We start from the raw sequence: 17,340 nt of genomic DNA, 5'->3' as shown, positions 1-17,340 counted from the left end.
TTTGCGGGTAGCTGACAACGATAGTCTTCATGCCGTTGATGAACAATCCATTGGCCTCAACGCAGTGGTTGATCGAGCAATCGCTCTTCAAGTGCCGCCCGTTCCCGATCCAGCTCGTTACGGAGTTCCTCCTCACTCGGCAGGACAAGCTTGTACTTGCTGGCGAACAGTTGCTCGTTTCCTTCAAGCACCGAGTAACGCACCACGGATTCATCCTTTTGCGCACAGAGAATGATGCCGACAGTGGGGCCGTCTTCCACGCCGCGTTTCAGGTCGTCGTACATGCGTACGTACATGTCCATCTGCCCCACATCCTGGTGGGTCAGTTCACCGCGCTTGATATCGAAGATGACGAAGCACTTGAGCAGGTAGTTGTAGAACACCAGGTCGATGTAGAAGTCTTTGCTGTCCGTACTGATGCGTTGCTGGCGGGCAATGAACGCGAAGCCCTTGCCCAGCTCCAGCAAGAAGCCTTGCAGTTGTTCGATCAACGCTTGTTCGATCTCGCTTTCCTGAAGCTTTCCGGCATTGGGTAGACCAAGAAACTCCAGCACTACCGGATCACGGATGAAATCCCGAGGGCTGGCTTTCATGTTCTGAATGTTGGTAGCGGCCTCCTGCATGATGCTTCCTCGATCGCGGCTTGCCAGCAGGCGTTCGTAATACAGTGTGTTGATCTGGCGTTCCAGAGCGCGGCTTGACCAGTTTTGGGTGGCTGATTCGTTCATGTACCAAAGACGAGCGCTGTCGTTGTCGACCCGAAGCAGGCGGCGGTAGTGGGTCCAGCTCAATTCGGAACGCACTGCGTTCCAAATTGGAAAAGTTTGATAAAAATCCCGCATGTAACGCAGATTGCGCTCGTCAAAACCTTTGCCGAAGTCGGCACTGAGCACTTTCGCCAAAGTGGCCAGCAAGCGCTTGCCATAAGCCGCCCGTCGCGCGCCGTTCTGTTCGAACTCAACGATGTGCCACCCGATCTGCCAACAGGTCTGCACTTGAACGGTATCGACCGCCCGAAGCACCTTCTGACGTGCCTGACGGATCAATTCGCCAAGGTTGCCAAGTAGTGATGCGAGTTGTGGGTCTTGAGTGTCATTGGATGTGAGAGTCGTCATGAAGTCTTCCGCAGCAGATTGAGCCGCGAAAGAGCATGACAAGTGAGCACCCTTCGAAGATGCCGGGAGTTACTGAAAGACAGGCAGGAAATACCGGGCTCTTCGGCAGGACGGGTCTAAATCCGGGCGAGGGCTGAGGAACAAATGGTGTAGTACGTTTCGTACTCAGGCCAAATCAATCTAAAACCCCTGTCCCCGCCTGGAAATCCAAAGGATGTAACGATAGGGTTCTGCGGAGCCCGGGAGTCGTCATCATGAAATACCTCCATTCACTCCTGTTGCCTCTCACCGCCGTCGGCGTGCTGATGTTTCCATCGATGTCGCCCGCCGCCAGCCTTGATCCAATAGACAGCGCTGGCGTACAGGTGCAGCGCCAGGAGCAAAACGGCATCGCCTACCTGTCCGGCGGTATCGGCGAGGATGAGTCGAAGGCTATTCAGCAGACCACCGGCTATAACCTGCACATGACGTTCTCTGTCGGGGCGGGAAATGAATACACTTCCGACGTGAGCGTCGTTATTCAGAAAGACCCAGGGCAAACCGTGCTGACGCTCAATGACGCCGGTCCGCTGGTTTACGTGAAACTGCCGGCCGGTAAATACACGGTCATTGCGACGCGCAAGGGCGAAACACGGCATGACGTTGCCAATGTTGACAGTGGTGCAGCTCATAGCCTGGTTTTCCACTGGAATGATGCGAGTTAACGAGAGGCTCTAAACCCTGAGTCCTGCGACTCAGGGTTGTTGGTTATTAACACCCGCGTACGCTTGGATGAGTACAACGCGTAAAGGGTTGGTTTCTACGCTCAGCAGCTTGATGGCCAAGGCGCAGCAGACCACGATCAACATGGGTTTGATCAGTCGTGGTCCGACCCGGACAGCGGCCCGTGCACCCAATTGAGCGCCGACGAAGGCCGCCAAAGCCATGGCTATGGCTATCGGCCAGATAATCACGCCTTTGGTAATGAAGACCGACAGAGAACCGAGATTGCATGAGGCGTTGGCAAGTTTGGTAAAACTCATGGCCCGCATCATGCCCAAGCCGCAGAGCAGGACAAATCCGACAATAAAGAATGAGCCCACGCCGGGGCCAAATATGCCGTCGTAAAAGCCCAGGATCGGCGCCACGGTAAACGAAAAGAGCAGAACACCGATTTTTTTGCGTCGATCTTCACTGGCCAGCTTTGGAGAGAATGCAAAATAGATGGCTACCAGAATCAGCATGATAGGCACGCAGACTTCCAGATAGCGCTTATCAATAGAGCTGACCAGCAAAGCACCACTGGCACCGCCAATAAATCCGCAGATAATCAGGTAGCGGCCTTCACGCCACTCGATCATTCCTTTGCGAGCAAAGGTTGCAGTTGCCGAAACAGTTGCCGAGGCCGCCTGGAATTTGTTGGTGGCAATTGCACTGATCGGATCTACACCTGCCAGGAACAATGCAGGCAAGGTGATCAAACCGCCACCACCGGCAATCGCATCAAAAAAGCCGGCGCAAAAAGCGACGAGCGCCAACATGCCAATTACATCCCAGGACATTACGTTCTCTCTTTTTAGTTATTGACCAGTAATCACATGACTGGTCGTTCAACAGCCTGATCACATGAAAATCAGCCCTGCAGTACTAGCGGGTCCTCTGACACAACGATGGGGGAAGAAAATTTTGAAAGTCCAAAAATACGAACCAAGACCCGTCTGTTGTCTTTGATGACATCGCGGCAGTGCAGAGCCCGGATGTTGTTGATGACCATGGCTGATTCCTGAGTCAGCGTGTATTCAACCGGAATTGCTTCACCCACACCTTGGCAAAGGGCGGTGTAAGCCGTTTTCACAAAGGTCGAGACGTTGTCATTGACCGAGAATCGATACGAGTTAAAGCGGGCGGCGAACCCTGTCTTGTCGTCGAACTCCAGAATCGAAACGTTGCGGCCATCTTCCCCTTTGCCATTGACAAAGGAGTCACTGCGGGTGAACTGGAAGTTACCCGTGGTTAGTGCGAGGCAGTTGGTGACGCCAATTTTCTCGAGTATGGAAGGTAGTGGAATGACTCGCGTAGGCTCAAGACTCGGGTTCCACAAGGCGGAAAGTATGAGCGACGATGGAGAGGGCGAGTGCCCGTCTTTCGCGTTCACGGCGCACCAGTAAGGCGCCTCTGTATGAGGGCCAAGCGCGAGGCCGGAATGGGAACTCAGTTCTTTGATGTCCGGCTCGGCAGGGATTTTGGTCAGTCCGCCGCCCTTGAAGTTGGCCACCAGTCGAACCAGTTTTCCTTCATTGTCCATGTCATAGGCAAAGGCAAGGTTATCCACCAGTTTCAACAAGATCTGATTGCGGGCGGCCAGACAAAGTACGTCGTAACGATTTTCCAGGGATGCCGGATCTGGCAGTTCATTTGGAGGGCTGACGTCGGTGATTTTTTGCAGCCCTTCAAAAATCAATACGGAAACAAGGCCATCGGAATAGGCGTCCAGCAGTTCACATTGGTTTTTCGAAAACGAGAACTTTAATTCGGTCGCTGCCAGAGACGCTTTGGACTTGGCTCCTGGTACCTGTGGTCCGCCGATGGCGGCCAGTTTTTTGGCGAACTTGTGCAGCAGGGTTGACTGCTGATTATCAAAGCTGAAAGTTCTGATTTCCTGTTCAGTAAAAAACTCGGCGGTTTCGACGTCTGGTTTGATGGCGTCAGTCATTGCCTATATCTCTGCTGTGTATCTGCTCCCGGTAATGCGGCAGCTCCTCTTTCGATTCTGCACAAACCAAAGATCGGCGTATGTCATCCGTTTCCGTTAAAGCATACGGAGCGTTCTTACAGGCCAGATACCGCCAGGAAGGGGGGCTCTCCAATGTCGGAAGCTTTTCAGGGCTCGGCCCCGGCAACCGTTGCGGATGCCTGTGGGTGCGGCGATAGGAGGTGGGGAATTGTCGCTTCGAAAGTGACTGGATCGGTGCCTGATCAAATCGCAGGCATAAAAAAACCCTGAATCTTGCGATTCAGGGTTTTCGGTATTTGGTGCCAGAGACGGAATCGAACTGTTGGGTTTTGGCCTAGTATTTACTGGCTTTTGAGTTGGTGGTTTATTTTTCTACTCACAAATCTACTCGCTTTTTTGTTTGCGGCCCTTCATCCAGTCGTTTCCCCTTTCGTCCAGGGCGTCTCCGTATCGGGATTTCTTCGATTTTTGCCATCGAACTCTAGGGCAGTTGCTGGAGCTGATTGAGCATGTGACCGACCGCGAAAGCTACTTGAAGCTGATACCCAGGGAGTTCAGAGGCAAGGTGCTGGAAGACGAGCTAGGGCTGTGAAAAATTAGTGTTCGCAGCTGCGGCAGTCATTCGCTCCATTTCCTCACGGGCTTCCTTCCTAAGCCTGTACAGTTCGCTTTGTCTCTTAAGGCGCCGCTCATATTTAAAGTTTTCGATGATGCCCAGGGCGATAGAAGCATCTGCTGATGGGGCGCGCTCGGTATCCTGGAACAACCTCGTACCGAACAGCCAGTTAATCACCGGAGCGATGACCTGCAGGCCAGAACGTAGCCTACTGAACAGATCCTCAACGAAACGCTCCTTGGCATCATCAAAGGCTTTTTGCTTGAGTGCCGTTTCTTCAGACGACCACGTACGCATGAGGATTGCCAGCTTAACGCTTGAGCGAGTCTTTTCCGATTGCTCCTTGGTGAATGCACTGTCCAGTCCCAAGATATCGTCGTAGTAAAGCTCCGACTGACCATTGCCACACAGCGGCATATCGGGAGCGGCACTGAACATGCGAAAGACACTCTGACTGGCAAAATGCGCGTGAAGCGTGGTTTCGAGATCGAAGGCATTCTCGTGGTAGACGAAGTACAATACCTCATCGATGTAAGCCTCATCGCCAGTGCCTTGATAGCCAAGACGCTTGGCCACCGACTCAAGCGAAGTGAAGCCCAGCTTGTAGAAAATACCAAGGGGCGTGTTAAGCCGCACGTAGTAAAGATTTCCATTCTTTTGGGCGGGCTGATGTGGCCTTAAAACTCGGTATCTGCGCATCGTCAGCGTCCTTGTCTGTGGCTTAAAACGCCCATGATCATATCGGCTTAATCAGCTCTTTGCATCGATGACTTCAGCTGCCGTTGCAACGTCTGGATAGTTTCGAAAAACGACCGTTTTATGAAACCGTTTCCGCTATCGCGGGGAAAGGCCACCAACACCCGAAAATCAGTGCAATAAATCCGTCTCACGAATCAAAGTTCGTTAGTTCGCAGTCGCTGACGAGTAAAACAAACTCTAATTCGGCTTACGTTGGTTTTCAGTTCCATTGCTACCCAAACCCCAATTTCTAATGATTTATAGGAACGACTGATTGCCTGCTGTGGGTCGAAATCGGCCATCACACGAATAGACTCCAGCCATGGCTGAAGCTCGGCTATGGCCGGATTTACCATAAACGCCGTTATACGCAGCCCCTCGCTCGCTTACATTGGCTCGGTTTACCGGCCGCTTGGGTCGTTCTTTGCCGGTCATAGTTACAAAGCGTGCTGGTCAAATCGAATGCAAATGACTGGTCAGGTCGAATGCAAACGGTTGGGCAAGTGGAATGCAATTTCGCACCTGAGCAGGGGAGACAAACCGTCCACCCCTTGGCGTCGGTTCACCCGATCAGGTTTTCCATGATGCGGTCTTCAGCTTCCGTGTCGTTCCGGTCAACCACCTTCACACCTACAGGGCAAGGGGCCGGAGGGCGCCTTGATCTGCCAGCGGACTGCGCTGAGAGCCATAAGGCGAAAAAGCATCGTCCTTTTTTTTGGGTTCCCGTGACAACAAGGGGGGTGACACGTCATCTTTGTCACCCCCTTGTCACCCCCGGCTCCATCATCCGCGCTGGCGCCGCTGTGATACAGACAATCCCCAGTCTTCGCCATGACAAAAAGGAGTAAGGCATGTCCATCTACCACCCACATCAGGACGAGCACGGGAAACCGGTTCTAATCAAGCATCCGAGTACATCCTCGACTGCCGAGACTTGGCAGGATGCCGCCACTATTGCTACGGCAATTCCCGGCGGAGATTTGCCAAGTATGATCAACGGCATCCCGGTCTCACCTTGGACAGAACACCCGACAACGGCTGAAGGCTGGAACGCGATTACAAGCCAGCTTCTCGACCAAGAGGCGCCACCACTCAAGCAAACGCCAGGCTTGAAAGCCAGTGCAGGCATTATTGTACTGGAAGGTGATGGTAGGGTATGGATCGTTGCACCCACCAACGGCTTCGGTGGCTACAACTGGACCTTTCCAAAAGGAACTGTCACCAAGGGCATGACGCTGCAAGCGACGGCGATCTGCGAGGCTATGGAGGAGTCGGGTCTACAGGTGCGGATCACCGGTCTGCTGGGTGACTTCACTCGCACGACCAGCGTTTGCCGCCTCTACATCGGCGAGCGCCTCGGTGGATCACCGGCGGCCATGGGCTGGGAAAGTCAGGCTGTCGGCCTGGTGCCATTGGATACCCTACCGAGACTGCTGAACGGTACGGCAGACAAGCCTGTAATCGAAGCGCTGAGGGAGCGCTTGGGCCAGAGGGGCGGCGCCGGACTGTCAGCACCTTAACGCTCAAGCTGGTGTCGGGCTTATCGGCAATGTCAGCAAGACGGTGGATAATCAATTTTTCAGTTAATCAATTACCCAGTTACCACGCTATTCAATTACGTAATTAACGGGTTACCTGCTTACATAGTAATCCGCTTGTGCGAGCACCCGCATTGCAGATGGTAGAGCGGGCCGTGGGCAAGAACCTCAGCCCCATTGGTCCGCTCCTGGGTAATTGCACAGACTTGCCCACCCATTTGCATTCGACCTGACCAGCACGATGTCGTGGACATGACCGGCAGAGATCGACCCATTGCAGCCGGTGGCGATGGGCAGACGTCGGCAAAAAGCAGATGTCGGCGCGTATTTCGTTGATGCGTTTTATATGGATTCAGGCATCGCTCAAGCCGAATTCATCAAAGGCGGCCGCCGACTTCAGCATCTTCAAAATCACCAAGGCAAATGCCCGGCTTTTGGTCTCATTATCCAGCACTTCCAGCGACAGCTTCTCGTGGTCGGTCATGGCATCCAGTACGGTGTCCAGAACGCGTTTGGGGAACAGGCCATGCATCACTTGATCCACCGAGTGATTGTTCACCTGGGCCATCACATCTTCCTGGCGGCTGATGCGCTGGGCGATGCCGGTGAGGAACTGCAGCTGGTCGTCATCGCTCACATCGGCACCAAAGATATCGTTCAGCGCCTCAATGATTTCCGACAAGCGCTTCTTCTCCGGGTCATGGGGCTTGCCGCTGCCCACATCACTGCCAGGTTTGAGGGTGTATTCGCCGTCGTCCTCGTTCAGACGTAACTGGTGTTCGGCGCGCTTGCTCAGGCGGTAGTGGCTCAGTTGCAGCTCGCCCACGTCCACGTCGTCTTGTTGCAGACGATCCACGCGCAGCAGAGGGTACAGGTGCTTGGCGTACACGCAGAGCTGCTCCAATTCGCGGTCCTCGTAGGGCACGATCTGTGAGAGGAACTCGTACAGGCGCACAAAGCTCTGCAGGTTCTTGCGGAACAGGTCTAGTTGGTCTATCTGCTCGCCGGCCTCTTTCAGCGCGTGCTCGGCTTTTTTCAGGCGAGTGCTGTCGCCGTCGGCTTCGGCTGTGCGCTTGTAATCCAGCGCTTGCTGGCGCGACTCCACCGAGAAGGCGTAGCGCTTGGCAAAGCGCTCCTTTGCCGGAGTGCAGTAGTAGCTGAGCTTGCTGGCTGCCGCCTTGGGGTCGAAGAAGGCCATGGCGAACGCCTCGACCTCCTGCCAGTGATAGATCCCCTCGGCATCCAGCTTCTTCTGCAGGTCATAGATGATCTGCGGGTCGGTTACATCTGTCAGCTCGGCCTTGGTGTAGTACGGTAAGAAGGCGTCGAGAATATCCTGCGGTTCATTGAAGAAGTCGAGGATGAATGTTTCCTTGCTGTCACCGAACGTGCGGTTCAACCGCGACAAGGTCTGCACGCAGTCCACGCCTTGCAGCTTCTTGTCCACGTACATGGCACACAGTTTGGGCTGATCGAAACCGGTCTGATACTTATTGGCCGCAATCATTACGTTGAAGTCTTGGGTGTCGAACGCAACTGCCAGGTCGCGGCCATTCAGGCTAGGGTTGAGCAGGCTGCTACTTTCCGTCACCTCTTCGGGGATCACCTCATCCGGTAGCACGCTGCCGGAGAACGCCACCAGTGGGTGCACATCGTTGTAACCCATCTGCTGTACATAGGCTCTCACCGCCAACTGGTAACGCACCGCTTCTTGGCGGCTGCTGGTCACCACCATGGCCTTGGCCTGGCCATTGAGCAGATTACGGATATTGGCTCGGAAGTGCTCGACGATCACTTCAACCTTTTGACTGATGTTGTATGGATGCAAACGCACCCAGCGCGCAAGTTTGATGCGTGCCTTCTTGCTGTCTACCTCGTCGTCTTCGCCATTCGGGTGGGCGATCTTCCAGGCGGTGCTGTAGGTGGTGTAATTGCGCAGCACGTCGAGGATAAAGCCTTCCTCGATGGCCTGGCGCATGGAATACAGATGAAACGCCTCCGGCTTGTTGCTGGAGCTAGCCGGCAGCATAGGGTCGGCCGGGCGACCGAACAGTTCCAACGTCTTGGCCTTAGGCGTGGCGGTGAAGGCGTAGTAACTGATGCGCTCATTCGGTTGGCGCGCCTGTACGGCGGCGTCCAACAACTCTTCGGCGCTGACTTCCTCGGCGTCCAGTGCATCGCTGCCGAGAATCTGCTTCAGTTTGCTGGCCGACGAGCCAGTTTGCGAGGAGTGCGCTTCGTCGGCGATCACCGCATAACGCCCGCTGGCCAGCTTGGGGTACTTGTCCAGGGCATCGAACAACGCCGGGAAGGTCTGGATGGTGACGATAATAATGCGCGTCTGTTCGGCCAGCGCCTCAGCCAGTTGTTCGGACTTGCTTTGGTTGCCGACATCACGACTGATTGGTTTGACCACGCCCTGGGCGTGCTCGAACTGGTAGATGGTGTTCTGCAACTGACTATCCAGCACCGTGCGGTCGGTGACCACGATCACCGAGTTGAACAGACGCTGACCAGCATCGTCGTACAGCGAGGCCAATTGATGCGCAGTCCAGGCGATGGAGTTGGACTTGCCCGAGCCGGCGCTGTGCTGGATTAAATAGCGCTTGCCCGGTCCTTCCGTGTGGGTGGTATTGACCAGCTTGTTGACCACTTCCCATTGATGGTAACGCGGGAAGATCATCGTTTCCTTGCGAACCAGCGTACCGTCGAAGCCTTCGCTGGTTTTTTTGTCCAGGTGAAGAAAGCGCCCCAACACTTTTAGCCAGGCATCTGGCTGCAACAGCCGTTGCCACAGGTAGCCGGTGGCGTACTGGCTATCGTCGGCAGGTATTGGGTTGCCAGCACCGCCTTCCTCGCTGCCGAGGTTAAAGGGCAGGAAGAGAGTGTCCTTGCCCGCCAGTTTCGTGGTCATCGCCACCTCATTCTGCCCTACGGCGAAATGCACCAGCGCGCCACGCTTAAAGGTCAGCAACGGCTCAGGCTTACGCGTTAGCGGGTCTTTCACAGGGCGGTCGTAACGGTACTGACGCTTGGCGTTCTCGACCGACTGCTTGAACTCGCTTTTCAGTTCCAGCGTGGCGGTGGGGATGCCGTTGACAAACAGCACAAGATCCAGCCGTGGATTGTAGCTCTGTCCACTGCTGCCGGCCTCACGCGCGTGTGGTGAATAGGACACCTCCGGCACCACGCGCAAGCGGTTGCATTGGTAGCGCTTGAGAGTGTCCGGGTTCATGCCGTGGTCGGGCTGAAAGCTACACAGCTCCACTTTTACCGCCGGCAGCTTAAAGCCATGGCGCAGCGCATCCAGGGTGCCACTCTGTTCCAGCTCGCGCACCAGCTTTTGCACCAGCACATCCTCTGGCGCATTCGGGTTCGCCTTGGCGAACTTATCCCAGCGCTCCGGCCAGGCGTCCTTGAAGTAACCCAGCGCATCTTCGGTATACAGCGCCGTGCGGCGGTCGTAGCCGCTGGCCGTGCCGACTAGCCAGCCTTGAGCGGCTAGGTCGTCGATGATGTCCTTCTGAAATTGAGCTTCCTTGCTGTCCGCCATTACACGGCCTCTTGTGCTAATTCGGGAATAAGCGCGCTGACCGGAGGCTGCCAGCCGCGCACGTCAATTTTGCCGGTGACGGCGGAAGAGATCACGGCCTGACGCTTTTCCTTGAGCATTTCAATGAGGCGTTGCTGCTCTTCAATAAGCGCGTCGATGCGAGCGGTTTCGTGGTCGAGAAAGCGAGCGATTTGGATTTGTTCTTGCATAGGAGGAATCAGGGCAGGTATTGCCCTAACGGAGTCAGTTGAGACGCTCGCCTGGTTGATGGCAGGCTTTGCTCGGCTCTCTATCTCTTGACGTATATTTTTGGACTTCAACCAATAGAAGATCCAATCACTCACGACATCAGTGCGAGGCTGTATCCGTAGCAAATTCATGCCATGCAAAAGGGATCTGCCGCCACGATAAAGCGCGACATTACCTACCATCGGCAAAGAGTTAATATGCGAAAAGAGAATATCACCCTCATTTAGCAAGAATCTCTTTGCGGCTTCGGCGTGATCAACATACCCAACTTTCTCAAAATTAATTTCGCCAGTAGATATAGTCTCGATTCGACTAACTGCAACGGTATTTTCAGTTTCATCAACCTGATCAGCAGTCGTCCCATTGCTTACCGACTTAATTAATCGTCTGAAGCTGCCTACATCCCAATGCTTCGGCACCTCATCAAGCCACTCCACCCCTGATTTTTTGTATTCCGGATTCCTTGGAAAGCTCATGCCGACAGCCCCCTCAATCATCTGTTTGATAAGGTCAGTGCAAGCTTTCAGATCGCGGTCAATATCAGCCAGCGCACGCGATGGCTGGAACTCATAGAAATAGCGGTTAAAGGGAATCTCGAAGCCCACGATGCCGACCTCGCCGTCTTGTTCGTCGGTTTTGCTTTCGTCAATCCATGCGTCCGGCACATGGGGCTTCACTTCGCGCTCAAAGTAGTCATTCACCGACTCTCCCAAGGGCACATTCTCGTTGTCGCGCAGGCCGGTATCTGCCTCCGGCACGCCCTTGTTGGTACAGATGTCAGCGTCGGGGTCGCGCTCGCTCAAGGCGTTGAGCAGCGCCTTGAGTTCCGCCGCAGTGGGAAATACTTCGTACTCGCTCAGGGACTTTTTTAACAGTTTGCCGAACTGCTCGCGATTGTTGTGTAGCACGCTGCCATTCATGGCCCGCAGGGCGCTTAGCAGTCGCTGCTGTGCGGCATTGTCGAGTTTCTGCATGATCTTTTCCTCCAGCACGCGCTCGATGCGCTCGGCGCTAGTCTGGAAGTTCAAGCGTAACGGGCGCTCGACGGTGATGCGGCGGTAGCCAAAGGCGTCGGTGGGGAAGATTTTGCTTTGCGCGGTTTGCTCGAAGCAGCCATAGAGGCGCACTAGCTCGCTGATTTGATCTTCGGTGATGTACTGGCGCTTGCTGCCAAGCGACTTGCGCATTTTGGCGAAGTGCTGGCTGCCATCGATCAACTGTACCTTTCCTTGGCGCGCAGCGGCCTTGTGATTGCTGAGTATCCACACATAGGTGGCGATGCCGGTGTTGTAGAACATGTCTGTCGGCAGCGCGACGATGGCTTCGACCAGATCGTTCTGCAGTAGGTAGCGACGAATCTCCGACTCGCCCGAACCCGCGCCGCCGGTAAACAGCGGCGAACCGTTGAGGATGATGCCTATGCGCGAGCCACCGTCACGCGGGTCGCGCATCTTGCTGACCAGGTGCAGGAGGAACAGCAGCGAACCGTCGGACACCCTTGGCAGACCCGGACCGAAGCGCCCGTCGAAACCCTTATTGTTGTGCTCGTCGGTGATTTGCTTCTGCACCTTCTTCCATTCCACACCAAACGGCGGGTTGCTGAGCATAAAGTCGAAGTGCTTGTCGGCCAGTTGGTCGGTTGACAGGGTGTTGCCCAGTTTGATGCTGGTCACGTCCTGGCCCTTGATCAGCATGTCCGCTTTGCAGATGGCGTATGACTCGGGATTCAGCTCTTGGCCGTGCAGGGAGACGCTGACCTTTTCGCTGATGGACTGGATGTACTCATCACCCTCGGACAGAAAACCACCCGTACCCGCCGTTGGATCATAGATGGTGACGATGCTGTTGGGCGCGAGTTTGTGGTCCTGATCGGTGATCACCAGCGAAGTGGTGAGGTGCACGATATCGCGCGGGGTGAAATGCTCCCCGGCGGTTTCGTTAGAGCTTTCCGCGAACTTGCGGATCAGTTCTTCAAAGATGATGCCCATGCCGAAATTGCTAATGCGCGCAGGTTCCAAGGGCGCGACGGCAAATCGCTGTACCACCTGATACAGCAGGTTGGCGGTCGCCAGCTGCTGGACGAAATCCTCGAAGTGGAAGTGCTCGAAGATCTCTCGGGCGTCCTTGCTGAAGGACTGCACGTAGCTCATCAGATCGGCCGAGGTCTGGGTATCGGACAGAGTGCCGAGGGTCAGCGGCGAGGCGTTAAAGAACTGCAGGCCACCTGCTGCACGCAGCATATACATTTCACGTACGGCGTCCGGGCGACCTTCCTGGGCGTAGAACTCGCGAATCACGGCATCCTTGGTTGGCGCCAGCACACACTCCATGCGCCGTAGCAGGGTGAATGGCAGGATAATGCGACCGTACTGAGACTGCTTGAAGTCACCGCGTAGCAGATCGGCAATCGACCAGAGAAAAGCGGCCGTCTGGGAATGATTTTCCGTATTCACGCAATAACTCCTTGGAGTTGGGGCAAAAGCGCAAGTCTAACACCCGAGGGTGCCCATCAGGAGCGTCCATCGGTTGAATCTACAGTTGTGACAACCGCTGAGCGGGGTCCGCTTTTGGCCGTTCTCTGCCGATCATGGTTACAAAGCGAGCTGGTCAAGTCCGATGCAATCGGTGGTCAGAACAAATGCAAATGACTGGTCAGGTCGAATGCAAACGGGTGTTCAAGTGGAGTGCGATTTCGCAGCTCCCAAGTCGATTGGTGAAGCACCTTCCACTCATGCGCACCTAGGAAGCACCACAGCTTGTCACCTGTCACGGATACATCCGTGCGGACGTGGCCCTTGACCTCGGACTTCAGCAGAAAAACCGCGCGCGTATCCATCAGACTCTCTTTGTAGTGCCGGTCAGCAGGCGAATTACGCTTTTAAGGCGATCGCCCATCTTCAGCGCGGTAAGATCCTCGTCGTCGATTTTCATCGCGTCGACCGTCGCCCATAGTAGCCAGCCGTAACAAGCCCGATACGGGTCATTGCCAAAGGTGTCCCGATTGTTTTGCCAGTAGTGGCCAAGGTCCGCCATCAGGTAGGCGCCCAGGCCGCCACCAGAGCGCGTGTTCCAGCCGATAATCCCGGCATAGTCCGGATTCTCGCCGGAGAAGATTGCGGCAAACTTGCGACTGCGCGCATAGGCCAGCTCGGTCATCTCATCCGCGGTCATGGCACCGCTCGAGCGCTGCCCCACCCACCCGTAAATCTCGGTCACGAACTCATTGAGAATCTCGGCAACCGCGTTCGGGTTGCCCAGGTAGTTCGGCGCCATCTGCTCAACGAGGGGCGCCGGGTACTCGGTCAAATACTCTTTGCGATCAGTCATGCTTGCGTATCCACAATGCTTATCTCCGATGTATGCATTTCACGAATCTTTCGGACATGCCTTCACTCTGCGGGCTGCGAATTGGGGTGGTCATTTTTCGAAGCAGGCTTGTTCAGAATACCCTGCTCATCGCCGTCCTCCCCAGCGAGGCAACTGTTCGCCGCACTAGGAGTAAATCAAAAGCAACTGCTGGGTAATTCAACCTGCTCGAACCTTTAACAAACACATGCTCCTGTGAATTCAAAAACACCGGCAACCGTGGCAACAATGGCAACAGCCTCTTAAACCGTGGCTTCCAGGCGTTGCCGATGCCGGGATTTTGTTGCCACCGGTTTTTTACCGGCAACAGTGATAACCAAAAGCAATGTTCGACAGGCTCTTTTATATTGAAATTGATGTGTGTGTTGCCAGTTGTTGCCACTTTTTTATAGGGTGGCAACGGCTCTAAGCCACGGAGCACAAGGCCGTTGCCGGTGTTGCCACTGTTGCCAGTGATTCTAGGTTCCTGTGAACTCGGGCATTAGTGTTTGGTGGTAGTGGCGGTCATACGCGGCCCCTTTCGCCGTCAAGGGCTTCGGGGTCAATCACATACAGACGTTCTTGCCCGCCACCAGGCAGGCGGTAGTTTTTCATCTTGCGCTCGTTGTTGTGGTCTGCGAGGGCGTTTGCCCCCTCCAGCGCCTTGACCACGCGGGGCAGGCCATGGCCGTGCGCGGCCTCGATCAGTGCCGGCTTGTTGAACAGGTACAGGCGCTTACCCATTGATAACTCCCAGTACCCGGCCCGGTTGAACACCTTGGTGTCATCTTCTGATGCGTTCACGTTGGAAAAGCGGCTGCTGCCGTGCTTGGCGATGAAGTCGGCGATGCCTGCGAGGATCTGGCGGTCTTCGGCATTGCCGCTGCCTACCCGGCTCAACCACTCGCCATAGAGCAACTGGCAATCGGCCAGGGCGCTGCCTGGCGCCCAAGGCAGCAGACCATAGGCGATGGCCATTTCCCCCGCCAGCGCGATGACGGCGAACCGATCCGCTACCCGTCCGGCTTGAGCGTTGTCATCGATGAACTGGGCGCGGATGCCGGCGAAGTCTTTCAGCAGGCCGGGACGGTCATCACTGGCGAGCAGCTTTTCCACGAATGCTGGCCCGATATGCCCATGGTGGGCACCGACAGCAACCGTCAGCTCACGGTGGAAGTTGGCGCCGTCCAGGCCGTGCAACTCGTCGAAGGCCCGATGGGTGCGAGTACCGGCATTCACGTCCACCATGCGCAGTTCAGCGCCAGCGTGGGCCGCATTGCCACCGATGGCCGCGTGTTCGGACAATGACCGCTCGCCGCTGGAGAGCGTCAGCAGGCGCCAGCTCAACTTGGGCCGACCTTCACGCTCGCGGGTCATGGTGCCCTTGCCCTGGCCGTTGGCGAGCGAGTAGGCCATTTCCTGTACGCGCTTGGGGTCGGCGCGCTTGATCTCGTCCAAGGGCAGCAGAGTGTCATTGCGGCCCGAGGCTTCAATCTCCAAACCGCCCTTCGTCATGTCCCAGGACGCGGCAAAGATGCTAGGGTCGCCCCACACGGAGGAGCCGATCAGTTGTGCCAGTGACTTGCCGCTGGAGCTGTCACCCACCAGATGAACACCGCCACCCAATACGCCCACCAGGCTCAGCAGCGGGCCAGCTAATGCGCAACCGATAGCGAGGGTCAGCACCGGGTTGCCTTCACACTTGGTCGCGACTTCGGTTTTCCAGCCCTCCAGGTCGCCGCGCAGACTGAACAGGTTCTGCCCCTTGCCGCTGGACTGATAGCGCACCTTGTGGCTGCCAATGGTGCGCCCTGGCAGTACAAAGGCGCCCGACGACTCATGCCAGCCGGGACGGCAAGTGGTGGCGAACACCTCGGTGGGGCACTGCGCCAACAAGTACTCCATGAACGCGCCACGTTTCTTGAGCGCGATGATGACGCCCATGCCGAACAGCTGCCGTCTAGCATCCTCGCCACTGCCGCCGAAGACCTCCATGGGGATGATCCATTCCCTGACCCCGCGCTCGGTCACCAGACGCAGTAAGCGGCCTTCGCTGTCGTCGTCGCTGTTGGTGGTGCGGGCAATCACCGTCACCGGGCTGGCGATCCACTCGTCAACGGTGGTGCGGGCGGTGTTGGTGTCCTCGTCGGTATCTTGATCGAGGACGCTACGCTTGAAGCCATGCCGGTACACGCCCGGACGCAGCTTTTCGCCCTTCTCGTTCGTTACCCAGTGTTCATACACCGCCCAGCACGGGCGATCCGGCTTAATGGTCGCAACGTCTGGGCGCAGTTTGATGACGTTGGCGTCAGGGTTATTCATGGGAGCGTTTCCAGTTGGCGAGGTCGTTGAAGTCGGAGAGAGCGGTGGGCGCGTCGGCGGGCCAGTCGGGGAAAGCCACTTGACCACCGGCAGCGACTGCCGCCGCATTGGCAGCGGTGCGCCCCGGATTGCCCTCGGTATGCCGGTCGTCGTCGCCAGCGAGGATGAGTTCCAGACCCGGATAGCGGGCACGCAGCGCCAGCGCCACCGGCTTGAGGTTCCCGGCGTTCATCGCGGCGGCAACCGTGTAGCTGCCGTCCTGGTGGAGCGTGGCGCCCGTGGCCCAGCCTTCGCAGATACACAGCGGACGATCGGCGGCGACCTGCCCCAGTGGCGAATAGCAGCCCTTGATGCGACCGCCGAACAGAAAGCGCTTGCTGCCGTCCTGGGCAATGCGTTGCAGGTTGACCAACTGGCTATCGGCGTACAGTGGCACCAGCAGTTCGTCACCACGCTGGCGCAGGCCGTGAGGGCCTACCCTCTTGGCCAACAAGTACGGGTGATCCGGATCGGCGCGGCGCGCATCCCTCCACCAGTGGTTGGCCAACTTGGCGGTCTTCTGCTGGCGCCGCTGTTGCTCGGCTTCGCGCTGCTGGCGGGCCTGCTCGACGCGTTGGCACACCTGCTCGGCTTCGCGGTAGTCGGCAGGTTCACGACTGGTCCAGGTGTGAGTGCCGCCAGCCTTCCAGCTGCCGAACGCCCCCGAGGCAATGCCGTCCAGGTACAGCACGTACCAGCCGTTGAGCGAGCCGGGCTTGTCGTCGGGCACACGGAAGCGGTGAATGGCGCCATCGGGCACCGGCAGTCGGTCGAGCGGGCCATAGACCGACTGGAGCGCGTCATGGAAAAGGATCGTGGCGTCAGTCATGGCAGACGCTTCCTTGGTGATCAGCGCCAGCAAAGGCCCGACAGACCTGCCCGTTATTCACGGCGTGCGAGCGGGTGAAGTCGTCCAGGTGATCGATCAGAGCGGACGTGACCAAGGCATCGGCACTACGCATGACGATGCGCCCACACTCGGCGTCAGCCTCGGTCAGGAACGGCCCTAGCAGCGCTTTGGGCGCCTTCGGGTGGGTCACATAAAACAGCTCGGTGGCTTTCTTCGGGCAAGCCGATCCCGTCAGCGCTTGCGCACTGTTTTGAGTTTTCAA

The 17,340-nt window shown here is 56.5% G+C and carries 11 protein-coding genes and 2 pseudogenes; 2 read left to right on the top strand and 11 right to left on the bottom strand.

Annotation, left to right across the window (positions count from 1 at the left end; translation table 11 throughout):
* Window positions 1–56: 56 nt before the first annotated feature.
* Entirely contained in the window at window positions 57–1,115 is a 1,059-nt protein-coding gene (locus PMI31_RS15315) for a PDDEXK nuclease domain-containing protein (RefSeq protein WP_008018994.1), read from the bottom strand.
* Between the two features lie 254 nt (window positions 1,116–1,369).
* Between PMI31_RS15315 and PMI31_RS15310 the strand changes: the two genes are divergently transcribed.
* On the top strand, window positions 1,370–1,819 hold the full coding sequence (locus PMI31_RS15310) for a hypothetical protein (protein WP_008018993.1): 450 nt from the start codon (window positions 1,370–1,372) through the stop codon (window positions 1,817–1,819).
* A 30-nt stretch (window positions 1,820–1,849) separates the two neighbouring features.
* Here the strand turns inward: PMI31_RS15310 and PMI31_RS15305 are convergent, their stop codons facing one another.
* The 3 genes from PMI31_RS15305 to PMI31_RS15295 all read right to left on the bottom strand — a co-directional run bounded on the left by PMI31_RS15305 (window position 1,850) and on the right by PMI31_RS15295 (window position 5,143).
* Complete coding sequence (locus tag PMI31_RS15305; RefSeq protein ID WP_008018991.1) at window positions 1,850–2,656, bottom strand: TSUP family transporter; 807 nt, start codon at window positions 2,654–2,656, stop codon at window positions 1,850–1,852.
* A 71-nt stretch (window positions 2,657–2,727) separates the two neighbouring features.
* Window positions 2,728–3,807, bottom strand: a complete 1,080-nt coding sequence (locus tag PMI31_RS15300; protein ID WP_008018990.1) for a hypothetical protein — start codon at window positions 3,805–3,807, stop codon at window positions 2,728–2,730.
* A 601-nt stretch (window positions 3,808–4,408) separates the two neighbouring features.
* Entirely contained in the window at window positions 4,409–5,143 is a 735-nt protein-coding gene (locus PMI31_RS15295; protein WP_008018989.1) for a GIY-YIG nuclease family protein, read from the bottom strand.
* Between the two features lie 890 nt (window positions 5,144–6,033).
* Between PMI31_RS15295 and PMI31_RS15290 the strand changes: the two genes are divergently transcribed.
* On the top strand, window positions 6,034–6,702 hold the full coding sequence (locus PMI31_RS15290) for an NUDIX hydrolase (RefSeq protein ID WP_008018987.1): 669 nt from the start codon (window positions 6,034–6,036) through the stop codon (window positions 6,700–6,702).
* A gap of 370 nt (window positions 6,703–7,072) precedes the next feature.
* On the opposite strand, the gene PMI31_RS15285 is transcribed toward PMI31_RS15290, so the two are convergent.
* The 7 genes and pseudogenes from PMI31_RS15285 to PMI31_RS29960 form a co-directional block, all read right to left on the bottom strand.
* Window positions 7,073–10,273: a type I restriction endonuclease subunit R gene (locus PMI31_RS15285; RefSeq protein WP_008018985.1), complete on the bottom strand. Its 3,201-nt coding sequence runs from the start codon at window positions 10,271–10,273 to the stop codon at window positions 7,073–7,075.
* Window positions 10,273–10,890 (bottom strand): annotated as a pseudogene (locus tag PMI31_RS31340) (restriction endonuclease subunit S); the annotation flags it as partial. The gene PMI31_RS15285 and the pseudogene PMI31_RS31340, both read right to left, overlap by 1 nt.
* A gap of 117 nt (window positions 10,891–11,007) precedes the next feature.
* Window positions 11,008–12,975 (bottom strand): annotated as a pseudogene (locus PMI31_RS15280) (type I restriction-modification system subunit M); the annotation flags it as partial.
* 382 nt (window positions 12,976–13,357) lie between these two features.
* Complete coding sequence (locus PMI31_RS15270) at window positions 13,358–13,849, bottom strand: hypothetical protein (protein WP_008018981.1); 492 nt, start codon at window positions 13,847–13,849, stop codon at window positions 13,358–13,360.
* Window positions 13,850–14,392: 543 nt separating this feature from the next.
* A complete protein-coding gene (locus PMI31_RS15265; RefSeq protein WP_008018980.1) occupies window positions 14,393–16,189 on the bottom strand; it encodes a DUF927 domain-containing protein in 1,797 nt (598 codons plus the stop codon).
* Window positions 16,182–17,057, bottom strand: a complete 876-nt coding sequence (locus PMI31_RS15260; protein WP_008018979.1) for a toprim domain-containing protein — start codon at window positions 17,055–17,057, stop codon at window positions 16,182–16,184. Before PMI31_RS15260 ends, PMI31_RS15265 begins: the two co-directional genes overlap by 8 nt.
* Window positions 17,050–17,340 carry a hypothetical protein gene (locus PMI31_RS29960; RefSeq protein ID WP_008018978.1) on the bottom strand — a complete coding sequence of 97 codons (291 nt, stop codon included), beginning with the start codon at window positions 17,338–17,340 and terminating at the stop codon, window positions 17,050–17,052. The genes PMI31_RS15260 and PMI31_RS29960 overlap by 8 nt, the downstream gene beginning before the upstream one ends.

It is taken from the genome of Pseudomonas sp. GM55 (assembly GCF_000282395.1).
In the GTDB taxonomy this organism is placed as follows: domain Bacteria; phylum Pseudomonadota; class Gammaproteobacteria; order Pseudomonadales; family Pseudomonadaceae; genus Aquipseudomonas; species Aquipseudomonas fluorescens_CC.
This window is presented reverse-complemented; position numbering and strand designations above follow the sequence as displayed.